The sequence below is a fragment of the Streptomyces sp. NPDC001933 genome, assembly GCF_042890955.1.
In the GTDB taxonomy this organism is placed as follows: domain Bacteria; phylum Actinomycetota; class Actinomycetes; order Streptomycetales; family Streptomycetaceae; genus Streptomyces.
In genome coordinates, this window is record NZ_JBIASS010000009.1 from 288639 (window position 1) to 306867 (window position 18229).

Genomic DNA, 18229 nt, shown 5'->3' on the forward strand with positions numbered 1-18229 from the left:
TGATCGGCCGTTGATCAGCCGTCAATCAGCCATTGGCTCGACCGCTGTTCGCGGTCAGGACTTTCCGAACTCGCGCTGGATGAGATCGAACAGCTCGTCCGGCGTCGCGGTCTCGAGCAGGTCGTCTACCACGGGCTCCGGATCGCTCCGGTTCGCCCCTTGTGTCGCGTTCCAGCGGGACAGGAGCGCTTCCAGTCGCTTGGTGATACCGGCCCCGTCCGCGCCTTGTGTCGAAATGGACGTGAGAACGCGCTCAAGCCTCTCGATCTCCGCAACGGCTTCGGATTCGTTCACGGGTCCGCCGGCCCGGCCCGTGTTCTGCTGAGCGAATTGCTCACCGAGATGACGGACGAGATCGACGGATGTCGGGAAATCGAAAATCAGAGTTGCGGGAAGCCGGAATCCGGTCTGCTTCGTGAGCCCGTTGCGCAGTTCGACCGCCATGAGGGAGTCGAAGCCCATCTCGACGAACCCACGCCGCGGCTTTATCTGCGCGGGCGTCGTGATTCCGAGCACCCGGGCGGTCTCACCACGTACGAGTTCGAACAGAATTTCGTCACGGGCCGCCTCGTCCCCGGCAGCGTCGAGACGCTCCCGCAGGGCAGCGGCAGCATCGCCGGTGCCGGCCGCCGGGGCCTGTTCCTGCAGGGCGGCCGTCTCGGCAAGTCGCTGGTTCTCGGGCAGATCGCCGAGCAGCGGGCTCGGCCGCATGGCCGTGAATGCCGGTGTGAAGCGGTCCCAGATCACATCGGCGACAGCCAGGCAGGTCTCGTCGCCGGTCAGCGCCTGCGCGAGCGCGGCCAGGGCGCTGTCCGGTTCCATGACCGGCAGGCCACGGCGGCGCAGCATCTCCTCCTCCTCGACGTCCACGAGGCCGCCGCCGCCCCAGGGTCCCCAGGCGATCGAGGTGGCGGCCAGGCCACGGGTCCGGCGCTCCTGGGCCAGGGCGTCGAGGTAGGCGTTGGCCGCGGCGTAACCCGCCTGCCCGCCACTGCCCCACACCGCGGCGATCGAGGAGAAGAGCACGAACGCGTCCAGTTCCGTGTCCGCGAAGACGGAGTCCAGGTTGGCCGCGCCGGTGACCTTCGCATGCAGTACGTCGACCAGCTCAGCGCTCCCGATCTCGGAAAGCGGAGTGAGCTGACCGACACCTGCGGCATGGACGACGGTACGGACCGGGCTTCCGTCGGTTTCGAGGGAACGGGCGAGGGCGGTGAGGGCGGTCAGGTCGGTCGCGTCGCAGGCGACGACGGTTGCTCCGGCCCCCAGCTCCTGTATTTCTGCGACGAGTTCTGCTGTGCCGGGGGTGTCGGGTCCTCTGCGGCTGGTGAGGACGAGGTGCTGGGCTCCGTTGGTGGCGGCCCAGCGGGCGACCCGGGCACCGAGACCTCCGGTGCCGCCGGTGATCAGGACCGTGCCCCGTACCTTCCAGTCGCTGTGCGGGCCTGCGGCGGCCCGCACGACACGCCGCACGAAGACGCCCGAGGACCGGACGGCGACCTGGTCCTCGTTCCCGTCGATGTGGGTGGCCAGGATGGTGGCGGTGCGGTCGAACGCACGGGCGTCCAGGGTCTCGGGCAGGTCGATCAGACCGCCCCAGCTCTTCGGGTGCTCCAGCGCCACCACCCGGCCCAGACCCCAGACCTGGGCCTGGGCGGGGCTGCGCAGCGGGTCGGTGGGACCGGTCGAGACGGCGCCCCGGGTCAGGCACCACAACGGCGCCTCCACCCCGGCCGAAGCCAGGTTCTGCACCAGATGCAGCGTGGAGGACAGACCCGGGGAAACACCCCGGTCGAGAACGCTGCCGTCGATACCCAGCAGGGAAACGACCCCCGACACGTCAAGGTCGGAGGGCAGGCCGGTGCCGCCCGTGCGGACGACCTCCGCACCGGCCGCACGCAGACCGGACTCGCACCACTCCGTGACGTCCGCAGGACCTGATTGCGGTGCGACGAGCAGCCACCGGCCCGACAGCATGCCCGCCTTGGGCTGCGCGGGCTGTGTGGGCTTCCAGGTGACGCGGTATCGCCATCCGTCGACCTCGGAACGCTGCTGCTGCCGGCGCCGCCAGGACGACAGCGCGGGCAGAACCTCGCCCAGCGGAGCATCGGCCGACAGTTCCAGATCACCGGCCAGCCCGGACAGATCCGCCCGCTCGACAGCCTCCCAGAACTCCGCGTCGACAGTCGAGTTCTTGTCTGCGGTGCGGGGTGCCGAGGTCTCCTTCAGCCAGTAGTGCTGGTGGTCGAAGGCGTAGGTGGGCAGGTCGGTGCGCTGGGCGCCGGTGTTCGCGTAGTACGTCATCCAGTCGATGCGGGTGCCTCGGACGTGGAGTTCGGCCACGGCTGCGACGAGCGCTTCGGTCTCGGCGCGGTTCTTGCGCAGGGCCGTTACGAAGTCGGCCTCGTCGTCGGTGACACAGGACTGGCCCATGGCGGAGAGGACTCCGCCGGGCCCGAGCTCCAGGTACGTCGTGACGCCCTGGGACTCCAACTGACTCATTCCGTCGAGGAAACGGACCGCCTGGCGGACATGGTCCACCCAGTAGCCAGCGGTCAACAGTTCCTCGCCTGCGACCTCACCGGTCAGGTTGGAGACGATGGGGAACTTCGGTGTGTGGAAGGTCAGGTTCTCGGCGATGGTCTTGAACTCGGCGAGCATGGGCTCCATGCGCGGCGAGTGGAAGGCATGGCTGACACGGAGGCGCTTCGTCTTTCCGAAGCCGGACGCGATGGCGAGTACGGCGTCCTCGTCACCCGAGATGACGACGGAGTCCGGGCCGTTCAGAGCGGCGATCGAGACACCGTCGACCAGCAGCGGCAGGACCTTTGCCTCGGTGGCCTGGATGGCAACCATCGCTCCGCCGGTGGGCAGTGCCTGCATCAGGCGGCCCCGAGCGGCAACGAGGGCTGCCGCGTCCTCCAGGGACCAGACGCCCGCCACATGCGCGGCGGCCAGCTCGCCAATGGAGTGGCCGAGGAGGTAGTCGGGGGTGACCCCCCAGTGCTCCAGCAGCCGGAACAGCGCAACCTCGATCGCGAACAGGCCGGCCTGCGTGTACACGGTCTGGTCGATCAGCTCCGACCCGCCGAACACCACATCCTTGACCGGCTGGTCGAGATGCCGGTCGAGATCGGCGCACACCGCGTCGAACGCATCTGCGAACACCGGGTACGCCTCGTACAACTCACGGCCCATCCCGGCCCGCTGCGAACCCTGACCCGAGAACAGGAAAGCCGAACGACCACCCTGAACCGACCCGCGCACCACACCCGGCACCGACCGGCCCTCGGACACCGCCCGCAGCAACGCCTCACGGTCCTCACCGACCACCACCGCACGGTGCTCGAAGACACTGCGAGAAGACACCAGCGACCAGCCGACATCCAACGGAGAAGCTTCACCCAGACCGAGCAACCGCTCCGCCTGACCCGCCAACGCCTCCTCCGACCGAGCCGACAGCACCCACGGCACCACCGGCAACACCGACTCACCAGTCGGCGCCTCAACAGGCTGTTCCTGCGCCTCCTCCAAAATCACGTGCGCGTTCGTCCCACTGATCCCGAACGACGACACACCCGCCCGACGCGGACGACCACCCACCTCCGGCCACTCCCGCGCCTCCGCCAGCAACTCCACCGCACCCACCGACCAGTCCACCTTCGACGAAGGCACACCGACATTCAGAGTCTGCGGCAGCACACCATGACGCATCGCCAGAACCATCTTGATCACACCCGCGACACCCGCCGCAGCCTGCGTATGACCGATATTCGACTTCAACGAACCCAGCCACAACGGCCGACCCTCCGGGCGATCCTGCCCATACGTGGCCAACAACGCCTGGGCCTCGATCGGGTCACCCAGCTTCGTACCCGTACCGTGCGCCTCGACCGCATCGACCTGATCGCCCGAGAGCTGAGCGTTGGCGAGGGCCTGGCGGATGACGCGCTGCTGCGACGGGCCGTTCGGGGCGGTCAGGCCGTTCGACGCACCGTCCTGGTTGACCGCGGAACCGGCGACGACCGCCAGGACCTGGTGGCCCCTGCGCCGGGCCTCGGAGAGCCGCTCGACCAGCAGAACCCCGACACCCTCACCCCAGCCCGTACCGTCCGCATCGTCCGAGAACGACTTGCACCGACCGTCGGCGGCCAGGCCGCCCTGCTTGCTGAACTCCACGAAACCGCTGGGCCCGGCCATCACGGTCACACCGCCGACGAGGGCCATCTCGCACTCGCCCGAGCGCAGCGACTGGGCCGCCAGGTGCAGGGCGACCAACGACGACGAACAGGCCGTGTCCACCGTCACCGCCGGACCCTCCAGGCCGAAGGCGTAGGAGACGCGGCCCGACAGGACACTGGTGGCCGTACCGGTCAACAGCTGTCCGCTGACACCTTCCTCACCCTGGGCGAGAGCTCCGGCACCGTAGCCCTGACTGCAGCCACCGGCGAAGACACCGGTACGGGTGCCGCGTACGGACATGGGGTCGATCCCTGCCCGCTCGAACACCTCCCACGAGGTCTCCAGCAGCAGTCGCTGCTGCGGGTCCATCGCGAGGGCCTCGCGCGGCGAGATCCCGAAGAACTCCGGGTCGAAGTCTCCGGCGTCGTGCAGGAAGCCGCCGGCGCGGGCGAACCCGAGGTCCGTATCGCGGCCTCCGGAGGGTGCGTCCTCCCATCCGCGATCGGACGGGAAGCCGGTGATGCCGTCGGCGCCCGCGCTCACGAGTTGCCACAGCTGATCCGGGGACCGGACGTCGCCCGGCAGGCGGCAGCTCATTCCCACGATCGCGATCGGCTCGTCGTCGGACCCGGTCTGCTGGGACCGGGGGGCTCCGTGGGAGGTCTCCCGCTCCAGGATCCCGTCGACGAGGTGGTCGGCCAGGCCGTGGGCGTCCGGGTAGTCGAACACCAGGGTGGCGGGGAGCTGGAGTCCGGTCTCCTGGACCAGGCGGTTGCGCAGTTCGACCGCCGTGAGGGAGTCGAAGCCCAGATCGCGGAAGGCCGTCGTGGCGGGGATGGCGGACGGGTCACCATGGTTGAGCACTGCCGCCGCGTGCGTGCGGACCACGTCGAGGAGGACGGTGTGAGCTTCCGCTGCATCGAGGTCCCGCAGCCGGTCGACCAGCTCCGGCCGACCGTTCCCCGTCGTACGCGTCAACGCGTCGCCCTGGTCGGCGGTGTCCGTCGCGTACAGGCGGGCGACTTCGGGGATGTCGCCGAGCAACGCACTGGGCCTCAGCGCGGTGAAGGCGGGTGCGAAGCGGTCCCAGGCCACATCGGCGACAGCCAGGCAGGTCTCGTCGCCGGTCAGCGCCTGCGCGAGCGCGATCAGGGCGTTGTCCGGTTCCATGGCGGGCAGGCCACGGCGGCCGAGTTGTTCCTCGCCCTCCGCGGTCACGAGGCCGCCGCCGCCCCAGGGGCCCCAGGCGATCGAGGTGGCGGCCAGGCCACGGGTCCGGCGCTCCTGGGCCAGGGCGTCGAGGTAGGCGTTGGCCGCGGCGTAACCCGCCTGCCCGCCACTGCCCCACACCGCGGCGATCGAGGAGAAGAGCACGAACGCGTCCAGTTCCGTGTCCGCGAAGACGGAGTCCAGGTTGGCCGCGCCGGTGACCTTCGCATGCAGTACGTCGACCAGCTCAGCGCTCCCGATCTCGGAAAGCGGAGTGAGCTGACCGACACCTGCGGCATGGACGACGGTACGGACCGGGGTTCCGTCGGCTTGAAGACCGATGGCGAGGCGCGCCAGAGCTGCGCGGTCGGCTACGTCGCAGGCCGCGATGGTCACCCGTACGCCCAGGGCAGTGAGTTCGTCGCGGAGTTCTGCTGTGCCGGGGGTGTCGGGTCCTCTGCGGCTGGTGAGGACGAGGTGCTGGGCTCCGTTGACGGCGGCCCAGCGGGCGACCCGGGCACCGAGACCTCCGGTACCGCCGGTGATCAGGACCGTGCCCCGTACCTTCCAGTCGCTGTGCGGGCCTGCGGCGGCCCGCACGACACGCCGCACGAAGACGCCCGAGGACCGGACGGCGACCTGGTCCTCGTTCCCGTCGATGTGGGTGGCCAGGATGGTGGCGGTGCGGTCGAACGCACGGGCGTCCAGGGTCTCGGGCAGGTCGATCAGACCGCCCCAGCTCTTCGGGTGCTCCAGCGCCACGACCCGGCCCAGACCCCAGACCTGGGCCTGAGCGGGGCTGCGCAGCGGGTCGGCGGGACCGGTCGAGACGGCGCCCCGGGTCAGGCACCACAACGGCGCCTCCACCCCGGCCGAAGCCAGGTGCTGCACCAGATGCAGCGTGGAGGACAGACCCGGGGAAACACCCCGGTCGAGAACGCTGTCGTCGATGCCCAGCAGGGAGACGACACCGGCAAGGTCGAGGTCGGAGGGCAGGTCGGTGCCGTCCGTGCGGACGACCTCCGCACCGGCCGCACGCAGACCGGACTCGCACCACTCCGCGACACCCGTGACATCCGCAGGACCCGATTGCGGTGCGACGAGCAGCCACCGGCCCGACAACGCGGCCGTCTTGGGCTGCGCGGGCTGTGTGGGTTTCCAGGTGACGCGGTATCGCCATCCGTCGACCTCGGAACGCTGCTGCTGCCGGCGCCGCCAGGACGACAGCGCGGGCAGAACCTCGCCCAGCGGAGCATCGGCCGACAGTTCCAGATCACCGGCCAGCCCGGACAGATCCGCCCGCTCGACAGCCTCCCAGAACTCCGCGTCGACCGGGTCGGCGGCGGCGGTTTCGGGGGCCGCCTTGGGCGGTGCCGGCCAGTACCGCTCGTGCTGGAAGGCGTAGGTGGGCAGGTCGGTGCGCCGGGCGCCGGTGTTCGCGTAGTACGCGGCCCAGTCGACAGCCGTGCCCCGCACGTGAAGCTCGGCCACAGCCGCCACGAGCGCATCGGTCTCGGTACGGTTCTTGCGCAGGGCCGGTACGAAACCGGCGTCCTCCGTCACACACGACTGGCCCATCGCGGAGAGGACACCGCCGGGCCCGATCTCCAGGTACGTCGTGACGCCCTGGGACTCCAGCTGCCTTACGCCATCGAGGAAACGGACCGCCTGGCGGACATGGTCCACCCAGTAATCGACGCTCAGCAGTTCCTCGCCCGCGACCTCACCCGTGAGGTTGGAGACGATCGGGAGCTTCGGGGCGTGGAAGGTCAGGTTCTCCGCGACCGTCCTGAACTCGGCGAGCATGGGCTCCATGCGCGGCGAGTGGAAGGCATGGCTGACGCGGAGGCGCTTCGTCTTCGCGAAGCCGGATGCGATGGCGAGTACGGCGTCCTCGTCACCGGAGACGACGACAGAATCCGGGCCGTTCAGAGCGGCGATCGAGACACCGTCGACCAGCAACGGCAGAACCTGATTCTCCGTCGCTTGGACGGCGACCATCGCGCCACCGGTCGGCAGCGCCTGCATCAGACGGCCCCGCGCGGCGACCAGCGCCGCCGCGTCCTCCAGGGACCAGACACCCGCGACGTGCGCGGCGGCCAGCTCACCGATCGAGTGGCCGAGCAGGTAGTCGGGGGTGACGTCCCAGTGCTCCAGCAGCCGGAACAGAGCGACCTCGATCGCGAACAGCCCGGCCTGGGTGTAGACGGTCTGGTCGATCAGCTCCGACCCACCGAACACGATGTCCTTGACCGGCTGGTCGAGATACCGGTCCAGCTCCGCGCAGACCGCGTCGAACGCATCTGCGAACACCGGGTACGCCTCGTACAGCTCCCGGCCCATCCCGGCCCGCTGCGAACCCTGACCCGAGAACAGGAACGCCGAACGGCCACCCTGGACCGATCCGCGCACCACACCCGGCACCGACCGGCCCTCGGACACCGCCCGCAGCAACGCCTCACGGTCCTCACCAACCACCACCGCACGGTGCTCGAAGACACTGCGCGAAGACACCAACGACCAGCCGACATCCAACGGAGAAGCTTCACCCAGGCCGAGCAACCGCTCCGCCTGACCCACCAACGCCTCCTCCGACCGAGCCGACAGCACCCACGGCACCACCGGCAACACCGGCCCGACAAACGGCGCCTCAACAGTCTGTTCCTGCGCCTCCTCCAAAATCACGTGCGCGTTCGTCCCACTGATCCCGAACGACGACACACCCGCCCGACGCGGACGACCACCCACCTCCGGCCACTCCCGCGCCTCCGCCAGCAGCTCCACTGCACCCGCCGACCAGTCCACCTTCGACGAAGGCGCATCGACGTGCAGGGTCTGCGGCAGTACGCCGTGGCGCATCGCCAGAATCATCTTGATGATGCTCGCGACACCCGCCGCGGCCTGCGTGTGGCCGATGTTCGACTTGATCGAGCCGAGCCAGAGCGGCCGGTCCTCCGGGCGGTCCTGCCCGTACGTGGCCAGCAGGGCCTGGGCCTCGATCGGGTCGCCCAGCTTCGTACCCGTACCGTGCGCCTCGACCGCATCGACCTGATCGCCCGAGAGCTGAGCGTTGGCGAGGGCCTGGCGGATGACGCGCTGCTGCGACGGGCCGTTCGGAGCCGTCAGACCGTTCGACGCACCGTCCTGGTTGACGGCGGAACCGGCGACGACCGCCAGCACCTGGTGGCCCCTGCGCCGGGCCTCGGAGAGCCGCTCGACCAGCAGAACCCCGACACCCTCACCCCAGCCCGTACCGTCCGCATCGTCCGAGAATGCCTTCACCCGGCCATCGGTGGCCAGGCCGTTCTGGCGGCTGAACTCGACGAAGCCGGCCGGGGTGGACATCACGGTCACACCGCCCGCGAGCGCCATGTCGCACTCCCCCGCCCTCAGCGCCTGGATCGCCCAGTGCAGGGCGACCAGCGACGACGAGCAGGCGGTGTCCACCGTCACCGCCGGGCCCTCCAGGCCGAAGGCGTAGGAGACGCGGCCCGACAGAACACTGGCGAGGCTTCCGGTGACTCCGTGTCCGGCGAGCGCATCGTCGGCGTTCTGGACGAGGTCGCCGTAGTCCTGGCCGTTGGTGCCGACGAACACGCCGGTGCGACTGCCCCTGAGCGAGGTCGGGTCGATGCCCGAGCGTTCGAAGACCTCCCAGGCGGTCTCCAGCATCAGCCGCTGCTGCGGGTCCATCGCCAGGGCCTCGCGCGGGCTGATCCCGAACAGGGCCGGGTCGAAGCCGGCGGCGTCGAGAAGGAACGCACCCCGGTCGACGTACGAGGTATGCGGCCTTCGCCGCTCCGGGTCGTAGAGCGCATCGATGTCCCAGCCACGGTCGGCGGGGAAGGTGGTGATGCCGTCGGCGCCTTCGGCGAGCATGCGCCACAGGTCCTCCGGGGAGTCGACGCCGCCGGGGAAGCGGCAACTCATGCCGACGATCGCGATCGGGTCGTCGGCCCCCGTGCCGTCGTCGGCCGGGGTCCCGGAGGGACGGGTTGCGGTGTCGTCGGAACCGCTCAGCTCAGCGAGGAGATGGGATGCGAGGGCAGCCGGGGTGGGGTAGTCGAAGACCAGGGTCGTGGGCAGCGTCATCCCGGTGACGACGCCCAGGTTGTTGCGGAGGTCCACGGCGCTCATGGAGTTGAAGCCGAGGTCCTGGAAGCTGCGGTCGCTCGGGACCTTGTCCGCGTCGGTGTGGCCGAGGACGGTCGCGGTTTCGCCGCGTACGAGGTCGAGGACGGCACGGGCCCGCTCGGGTGCGGAGAGGGACAACAAGTGAGCGATCTGCGAGGGGGCGGCGGAGCCGCCGGGTGCGCGGTCGGCCGCGCCTGCCGTGAACCGGCCGGTGGCGTCGGAGCCGCCGGAGAAGTCCGGGAGGTCGCGGAGCAGCGGGCTCGGGCGTCGGGTCGCGGTGTGCGCGACCATGCGCTCCCAGCGGATGTCCGCGACGACGACGCAGGTCTCGTCGTGTTCCAGCGCCTGCTCCAGCGCGGTCAGGGCGGTCTCGGGGTCCATGGCCCCGGCACCGATGCGCTCGAAGCGCTCTTCCGCGTCCCCTTCACCGAGGCCGGCGCCGGCCCAACGCCCCCAGGCGATGGACGTGGCGGGCAGGCCGAGGGAACGGCGTTGCTGGGCGAGTGCGTCGAGGAAGGCGTTGCCCGGGGCGTAATTGCCCTGGCCGGGAGCGCCGACCGTGCCGCTGAGGGAGGAGAAGAGTACGAACGCGGACAGGTCCAGGTCGCGGGTGAGCTCGTGCAGGTTGCGGGCGCCTTGGACCTTGGCCCGCAGCGCGTACGCGATCCGGTCCGTGGTCAGCGAGTCGATGAGGCCGTCGTCGAGCGCCGCCGCCGCGTGCACGACGGCGGTGAGCGGAGTGTCGGCCGGAATGGACGCGAGGAGTTCGGCGACGGCGTCGCGGTCGTCGGCCTCGCAGGCGACGATGCGCACCCGGCAGCCCGTGGCTTCGAGTTCGGCGAGCAGGGCATCGGCGCCCGGCGCGTCCGCTCCTCGGCGGCTGGTGAGGATGAGTTGCTCGGCACCGCTGCGGGCCAGCCGGCGCGCGACGTGTCCGCCGAGGGCTCCGGTGCCGCCGGTGACCAGGACGGTCCCGCCCGGAATCCACTGCCGCTCGGCGGCTGAGTCGTCGAGCGGGGCGCGGACGAGACGGCGGGCGAAGGCGCCGGTGGCCCGGATCGCGATCTGGTCCTCGTCCTCGGTACGGGCCAGGACCCGGCGCAGCTGCGCGCGGCCGCGTCGGTCGAGTTCCTCGGGCAGGTCGACGATTCCGCCCCAGCGCTGCGGGTACTCGGTACCGAAGACTCCGCCGAAGCCCCAGGCCATGGCCTGTACGGCACTGACGACGGGTTCGGAGGGCCGGGCCGCCACGGCACCGCAGGTGGCGGTCCACAGGGGTGCGTCGAGGCCCGTGTCGTCGAGTGCCTGGACGAGGGCGACGGAAGCGGCGATTCCTGCGGGGACCCCCGGGGCCCGGGGGTGGTCGCTCTCGTCGAGCGGGAGCAGGGAGAGTACGCGGTCGATCCCGGACGGCTGGTCGGGGTCGGCGAGTACGTCGCGGACTTGCTGCGCGATTTCCTCGCGGGCCTGTCCGGCCGACAGCCGGAGGGTCACGGTCCGGTCGGCTCCGAGGGCGAGCAGGCATGCCTCGGCGAGCGGACCGCTCGCCACCTGTTCCGGTACGACGAGCAGCGAGACGCCGGGCAGCGCCGGTACGGCGGATGCGGAGCCCGGGATGCGCTGCCAGGTCGTGCGGTACCGCCATGAGTCCACGGTGTCGGACGCGTGGTGGCGGCGGCGCCAGTCGGAGAGTGCGGGAAGGACCTCGCTGAAGGGCGCGTCCGGGCCGACGGCCAGGGCCTGCGCGAGTGCTTCCACGTCGCCTTGGGCCACGGCGTCCCAGAACACGGAGTCCATGGCGGGACCGTCGGTGGTCGTGCGGGGACGGGACGCGGCGTTGAGCCAGAAGCGCTGCCGCTGGAAGGCGTAGGTGGGCAGGTCGACGCGCTGGGCACCGGTGTTCGCGTAGTACGTCGTCCAGTCGACGAAGGCGCCTCGGACGTGGAGCTCGGCAACGGCGGTGGTCAGTGCCTCGGTCTCGGTACGGTCCTTGCGCAGGGCCGGTACGAAGCCGGCGTCCTCCGTCACGCACGACTGGCCCATCGCGGAGAGGACGCCGCCGGGCCCGAGCTCCAGGTACGTCGTGACGCCCTGGGACTCCAACTGACGCATTCCGTCGAGGAAACGGACAGCCTGGCGGACATGGTCCACCCAGTAGTCGGCGCTCAGCAGTTCCTCGCCCGCGACCTCACCCGTGAGGTTGGAGACGATGGGGAACTTCGGGGCGTGGAAGGCCAGGCCCTCGGCGACCGTCCTGAACTCGGCGAGCATGGGCTCCATGCGCGGCGAGTGGAAGGCATGGCTGACGCGGAGGCGCTTCGTCTTCCCGAAGCCCGACGCGATGGCCAGCACCGCATCCTCGTCACCCGAGATGACGACAGAATCCGGGCCGTTCAGAGCCGCGATCGACACGCCCTCCACCAGCAGCGGCAGGACCTCCGCCTCCGTGGCCTGGACGGCAACCATCGCTCCACCGGTCGGCAGCGCCTGCATCAGACGACCACGCGCGGCAACGAGCGCCGCCGCGTCCTCCAGGGACCAGACACCCGCAACGTGCGCGGCGGCCAGCTCACCGATGGAGTGGCCGAGCAGGTAGTCGGGCGTGACAGCCCAGTGCTCCAGCAGCCGGAACAGCGCAACCTCAACAGCGAACAACCCCGCCTGGGTGTACACGGTCTGGTCGATCAGCTCCGACCCACCGAACACCACATCCCTGACCGGCTCGTCCAAGTGCTTGTCGAGCTCCGCGCACACCGCGTCGAACGCATCCGCGAACGCCGGGTACCCCTCGTACAGCTCACGCCCCATCCCGGCCCGTTGCGAACCCTGACCCGAGAACAGGAACGCCGTGTCCCCGCCCGTGACCGAGCCGCGCACCACGCCCGGTGCCGAGCGGCCCTCGGCCAGCGCTTCCAGGGTGTGCAGGAAGCTCTCGCGGTCGCCCGCGACGACGGCGGCGCCGTGGTCGAAGCGGGTTCGGGTGAGTGCCAGGGACCGGCCCAGGTCGGTGGGGGTGAGCGCGGGGTTGTCGCGTACCAGGTCGAGAAGGCGGCTTGCCTGGCCGGTCAGGGCCTGCGGGGTCCTGGCCGACAGGATCCACGGGACGGCCGGGAGGGTGCGTTGCGGGGTGACCGGCTCCGGAGCCGCTGCCGGCTCGGGCTGTTCCAGGATGACGTGGGCGTTCGTACCGCTGACCCCGAAGGAGGAAACACCCGCGCGGCGCGGGCGATCTCCGGTGTCCGGCCAGTCGCGGGCCTCGGTCAGCAGTTCCACCGCGCCCGCCGACCAGTCCACTCGGGTGGACGGCGTTTCGGCGTGCAGGGTGCGCGGCAGCACACCGTGGCGCATCGCCAGAACCATCTTGATGATTCCGCCGACGCCTGCCGCTGCCTGTGCGTGGCCGATGTTGGACTTGAGGGAGCCCAGCAGCAGAGGCCGGTCCGCAGGACGGTCCTGGCCGTACGTGTCGATGACGGCCTGTGCCTCGATGGGGTCGCCGAGGGTCGTGCCGGTGCCGTGGGCCTCGACGGCGTCGACTTCGGCCGCGGGAACACGGGCGTTGGCGAGGGCCTGGCGGATGACGCGTTCCTGCGCGGGGCCGTTGGGTGCGGTGAGGCCATTGGACGCGCCGTCCTGGTTGACGGCGGAGCCTCGGATCACGCCGAGTACGCGGTGGCCGTTGCGGCGGGCGTCGGAGAGCCGCTCGACCAGGAGCATGCCCACACCCTCGGACCAGCCGGTGCCGTCCGCGCCGTCCGAGAAGGACTTGCAGCGGCCGTCGGACGACAGGCCGCCCTGACGCTGGAAGTCGACGAAGGCACTGGGGGTGGCCATGACGGTGGCGCCGCCCGCCAGGGCGAGCGTGCACTCGCCGGAGCGCAGGGACTGGACGGCGAAGTGGAGGGCGACCAGGGAGGAGGAGCAGGCCGTGTCGACGGTGACGGCGGGGCCTTCGAGGCCGAAGGTGTAGGCGACGCGGCCGGAGGCGACGCTGCCGATGTTCCCGATACCGAGCAGGCCGGCCACGCCGTCGGGGATGTCGGTGTCGGCGAGCTGGGCGGCGTAGTCGTGGTACATGAGGCCGGCGAAGACACCGGTCCGGCTGCCGCGCAGGGAGGCCGGGTCGATGCCCGCACGCTCGATGGCCTCCCAGGAGGTTTCCAGCAGGAGGCGCTGCTGGGGGTTCATGGCCAGCGCCTCGCGCGGCGAGATCCTGAACGGGTCCGGGTCGAAGTCGCCCGCGTCGTAGAGGAATCCGCCCGCGCTCATCCCGGGGACGACGGGCTGGGCGCCCTGGGGGTCGTACAGGTTCTCGGTGTCCCAGCCACGGTCGGTGGGGAAACCTCCGACCGCGTCGGTGCCGGTGGCGACGAGCTGCCACAGGTCGTCGGGGTCGGCAACGCCGCCCGGGTACCGGCAGCTCATGCCGACGATCGCAATGGGCTCGCGGTCCTTCGCCTCGGCCCGGCGCAGCCGCTCGCCGGTCTCGTGCAGGTCAGCCGTGACTCGCTTCAAGTATGAGCGGAGCTTGTCTTCGTTCGCCATCAGAGCGTCACCTGTCCGGGTACCGACGAGCTGGGAGTTCATGGATCAACACCCGTGGGGCCGACGGGTGTTGAGGGTCTTGGGCGGGGACGGCGAAAGCGGGCGGAGAGCGGCCTGTCCGGCCACGCCGCCCGCCCGTCCCGGTGCCTTGTGTCGTTGCGTGTGACGCAGCTTCCGTCGTGGCGTGTGTCGTTGCGCTTCTCACGGCGTGCGTCGCTGCGCTGCCTCGTTGCTGCGCTACTTCGTCGCTGTGCTGATTCGTCGCTGTGCTGCTACGTCGCTGTGCTGCTACGTCGCGCCGACCGCGACGGGGGCCAGTCGGCCGGAGATCGTCCTGAGCATCGCCGGCTGGTGGTCGGTGAGGAAGAAGTGCCCGCCGGTGTAGGTGTGCATCTGGAAGTCGGCGGAGGTGTGGGTGGACCAGGCGCGTGCCTCGTCCAGGGTGACCTTGGGGTCGTTGTCGCCGGTGAAGACGGTGATGGGGCAGGACAGGGCGGGCCCCGGCTCGTACACGTACGTCTCGGCGGCCCGGTAGTCGTTGCGGATGGCCGGCAGGGCCATGCGCAGGACCTCCTCGCTGCCCAGGACGCGGTCGTCCGTGCCGCTGAGTTCACGCAGTTCGGTGAGGATTCCCTCGTCGTCGCGCAGGTGCACGGACTCGTCGCGGGAGCGCGACGGGGCGCGGCGGCCGGAGGCGAAGAGGTGGACGGGGGCGGCGTCGCGCTCCTCCATCAGGCGGGCCATCTCGAAGCCGAGGGTGGCGCCGAGGCTGTGGCCGAAGAGGGCGATCGGCTGTCCGCCGGGCCGCGGGTCGAGAACCTCGACGATCTGGCGGGCGAGCTCACCGATGGTCTCCACGCACTTCTCCTGGCGGCGGTCCTGCCGTCCCGGATACTGGATCGACACGACGTCCAGTTCGGAAGAAAGGGCTCGCGAAACCGGGAAGAAGAAAGAAGCCGAACCGCCGGCGTGCGGCAGGCAAACGAGTCTGGTCTTCCGGCCGGGCATTTCGTGGAAATTGCGGATCCACAGTCCGCGGTCTATCTCCGGGACAGCCATATGAGAGATCGGTCCTTTCCGCTTTTCCCGCCACTTGATGACGACGGTAGGAGGCGGAGGCCGCTCCCCCAACCCCTCCGGTCCTTGCTATTCCCCCTATATTCGGGATTCCGGTAGGGGTCGGGGCCGCTCAGTGGTGGCAGTCGTCAGGTGAGAGCGGGCTCGGGAAGGCGGGCGCCCTGGCGGAACAGCTCGCCGCGCACGTCTTCGGTGCTCAGCGCGATGCCGTCACGGGCGACGAGCGCGGCGGCGATGCCGGCGGCCTGTCCGGTGGCGAAGGCCGTTCCCATGACCCGCAGGGATCCGCCCGCCATGCGGTCCCCGTCCACGTTCCGGCCCGCCGCGAACAGATTGTCGGTGTCGGCGCTCCACAGGGCGCGGAGAGGGATCTCGAAGTATCCGTCGTCGTCGATGAAGAGCCACTGGGAGGGGACGCCGGGGGCCGGGTGGTACTCGATGGGCCAGGCACCGACGGCGATGGCGTCGTCGAAGTGGGCGCCGCCGAGGACTTCGTCGACGCTCAGCCGGTAGCGGCCGGCGATGTGGCGGGACTCGCGGGTGCCGATCTCGGGCCCGGTGCTGACGATGTAGGCGTTCTCGCAGTCAGGGAGCGTACGTATGACGTCGAGGTAGGCGCGGGCCTGGACCCGGGCGCTGGCCTCGGCGCGGCTGACTTCGGCGGAGTCCCGGGCGTCGTAGCCCTCGTCGACGATGTACGCGATGACATCGCCGGACAACGGCAGCCGGGCCACCAGTCCGTTGGCGGAGACCAGCGGGCCGATGCCGCGTTCGCGGGCCGCGTGGACTGCGGCGGAGACGCGGGCGCGGGAGACGTCCGCGTGCGGCGGGATCCCGCCGAAGCGGACGCCCAGGGAGCCGTTCTGAACCATGCCGTCATTGCCGTAGCGGACGGCGGAGCCGGCGAAGGCGGCGAGATCGGCCTCGCCGGTGGCATCGACGAAGGCCTCGGCGGTGACCTCCGTGATGCCGTGGTGGTCGGCGATACGGACGGATGTGACGCGACGGCCCTCGCGGCGGGCCTCGGCGACATGGCTGTACAGACGCACATCGACACCGGCCTCGGCGCACAGTCTGTCGAGGGCGCGTTTGACGGCCTCGGGGTCGAAGACCACGCACACGCCGTTGAAGCGCTGGGGGGCTGTGACAGCGCCTTCGGAGCGCAGCGCCGCCAGGACCTCCTCGGCGATGCCGAAGACCACTTGGCGGGGCGGGTCCTCACGGGTGTAGATCCCGCAGTACGTGAGGACGTTGCGCAGGGTGGCCGCGCCGCCCAGGCACGGTCCGCGCTCCACGAGCAGGGTGCGGGCACCCGCCCTGGCGGCGGCGACCGCCGCCGCGACACCGGCGGACCCGCCGCCGGCCACGATCACGTCGTACTTCTCTGCCATGTCCCTGCCCTCTGAATCGGTCGGTGGTGGTGGTGGTTCCTGTACGGGGTGCGGGGGTGCTGGGGGGGCCGGAGGTGCTGGGGGTTCGGGAGGTCAGGCGGTCCGGCGCTTTGGTGAGGCCCCGTCCGGGATTCCGTCCGGGATTCCGTCCGGAGCCGCGCGGGGGCCCGGTACGGCGCGCAGGCCGCTGCACGGGGCGTCGGTCCAGCCGCGGGCGCCGGTGACCACGCCGATCTGGAACCGGCTCCTGACGCCGGTGCGGGTGAGCAGGTCGGACATGGTGCGGCGGACGGTCCGAAGGGATACGCCGAGCCTGCGGGCGGCCATCTCGTCGGTGAGTCCTTCGCAGAGCAGTTCGAGCAGCGCGTGTTCCTGGTCGTTGAGCCCGCTCTCGCGCCGTTGCGGCTGTGCGCCGCCGGGCAGCGCCGCAGCCCATTCGCGTTCGAACAAGGCGTACAGAGCGGTCACCAGGACCGGGGAAGTCACGAGGTCGGCGGCGCCGGACGTGCCCGTCTCGTCGTCGGGGGCACTCTGCACGACGGCGACGGAACGGTCCACGACGGTCAGGGGTACGGGCACGGTCGCGGCGGTCCGGATCTCGGCGCCGGAGTCGGCGAGCCGACGGCCGTACGCGCTGCGGGTCGCGCTGTTGCGGGCGCCGGTGAGGTGCAGGGCGCGGATACGGACGCCACGGGCCAGGGCTCGTTCGGCGGTGTCGGGTTCGCCCTGCAGGACGTGCTGGAGTCCGGAGGTGCCGGGCAGGGCGCAGGCGATCTCCCCGGCGGCCTGGCGGAACAGCCGGTCGAGACCGAGCCGTATCTCCTCGGGGCCTCGGAGGCGGGTGACTCCGGCGTCGGTTGTCCCGGTGCGGCGGGGTTCGTTGGCCGCCAGCAGCGACATGACGGCGGCACGGCTCTCGTGCGCCTCGTGGGCGCGGCGGGCCAGGTCGGCCTCCTGGCGGGCGAGGAGGGCGCCCAGTCCGAGCTCGGGTGCGACGACGGTCCAAACGGCGGGGCTGCCGGGCAGGCGGCGGACCAGGGAGAGTTCGGCGAGGCGGCCGAGCGCCTCGTCGACGCTGTCCTCCTCCTGGCCGAGGCAGGCGGCGAGTTCGGCCGCCCGCCGGCCGTTCCGTTCCAGGAGCGCGCGGTACACGGGCTGCATTCGGGCGTCTATCCCCAAGGTTTCCACCAGAAGATCCCCTTCCAGCCTTTTCCGGCGTCCGGGATTCCGATCCGAACGGCATACGAATTAACGACAGTTACCCTCATGAGATCAGGAGAGGGTGCCCCCTACTCAAATCCCTGGCCCCCTATAGGGGGGAATCAGGGGTGCCCGGAACGGGGTGCCCGAAGAAGAATCGAAATCGAGACGAGAGGTGTTCCCATGCCAAATATCATCGCTATCTCCGCCGATACGGCGAAGGACCCCGTCCGACTCGAAGGAGGGCCTGTCGACCTTTCCGGGACCGTAAATCTGGCCGACTACAACAACGAGGTGATCTTCTCCGACGAGAAGATCAAGATCCGCTATGGCAACGGGTACGAGCACTACACGCCCCTCGACGCCGCAGTCGAAGCCGGCTCCGGGATCGGGCCGGGCCCCAAGACCTTCCAGTGGGTCGGCCGCACCAAGATCGCCGAGTAGCCCACCACGCACGTCGGCCCCCTTCGGGCCTGCCCCGCCGCGGACGG

At 70.5% G+C, this 18229-nt stretch carries 4 protein-coding genes and 1 pseudogene; 1 reads left to right on the plus strand and 4 read right to left on the minus strand.

All coding sequences use genetic code 11. The features are described from left to right. Positions 1–54: 54 nt before the first annotated feature. From ACFYY7_RS23625 to ACFYY7_RS23640, 4 genes and pseudogenes are all read right to left on the minus strand, one after another. Positions 55–14031: pseudogene (locus tag ACFYY7_RS23625) on the minus strand (type I polyketide synthase); the annotation flags it as partial. A gap of 327 nt (positions 14032–14358) precedes the next feature. Beyond that, positions 14359–15129: a thioesterase II family protein gene (locus ACFYY7_RS23630; RefSeq protein WP_383723892.1), complete on the minus strand. Its 771-nt coding sequence runs from the start codon at positions 15127–15129 to the stop codon at positions 14359–14361. A gap of 146 nt (positions 15130–15275) precedes the next feature. Next, positions 15276–16538 carry an FAD-dependent oxidoreductase gene (locus ACFYY7_RS23635; RefSeq protein ID WP_388664180.1) on the minus strand — a complete coding sequence of 421 codons (1263 nt, stop codon included), beginning with the start codon at positions 16536–16538 and terminating at the stop codon, positions 15276–15278. A 93-nt stretch (positions 16539–16631) separates the two neighbouring features. Then, positions 16632–17699, minus strand: a complete 1068-nt coding sequence (locus ACFYY7_RS23640) for a helix-turn-helix domain-containing protein (protein WP_388664181.1) — start codon at positions 17697–17699, stop codon at positions 16632–16634. A gap of 222 nt (positions 17700–17921) precedes the next feature. Here ACFYY7_RS23640 and ACFYY7_RS23645 point away from each other — a divergent pair, with 222 nt between their 5' ends. Next, entirely contained in the window at positions 17922–18182 is a 261-nt protein-coding gene (locus ACFYY7_RS23645; protein WP_388664183.1) for a DUF5988 family protein, read from the plus strand. Positions 18183–18229 lie beyond the last annotated feature (47 nt).

Excerpts from the sequence above, each read along its gene's own strand:
- ACFYY7_RS23630 (WP_383723892.1), bottom strand. The coding sequence starts at position 15,129 with ATGGCTGTCCCGGAGATAGACCGCGGACTGTGGATCCGCAATTTCCAC.
- ACFYY7_RS23635 (WP_388664180.1), bottom strand. The coding sequence starts at position 16,538 with ATGGCAGAGAAGTACGACGTGATCGTGGCCGGCGGCGGGTCCGCCGGT.
- ACFYY7_RS23640 (WP_388664181.1), bottom strand. The coding sequence starts at position 17,699 with ATGCAGCCCGTGTACCGCGCGCTCCTGGAACGGAACGGCCGGCGGGCG.
- ACFYY7_RS23645 (WP_388664183.1), top strand. The coding sequence starts at position 17,922 with ATGCCAAATATCATCGCTATCTCCGCCGATACGGCGAAGGACCCCGTC.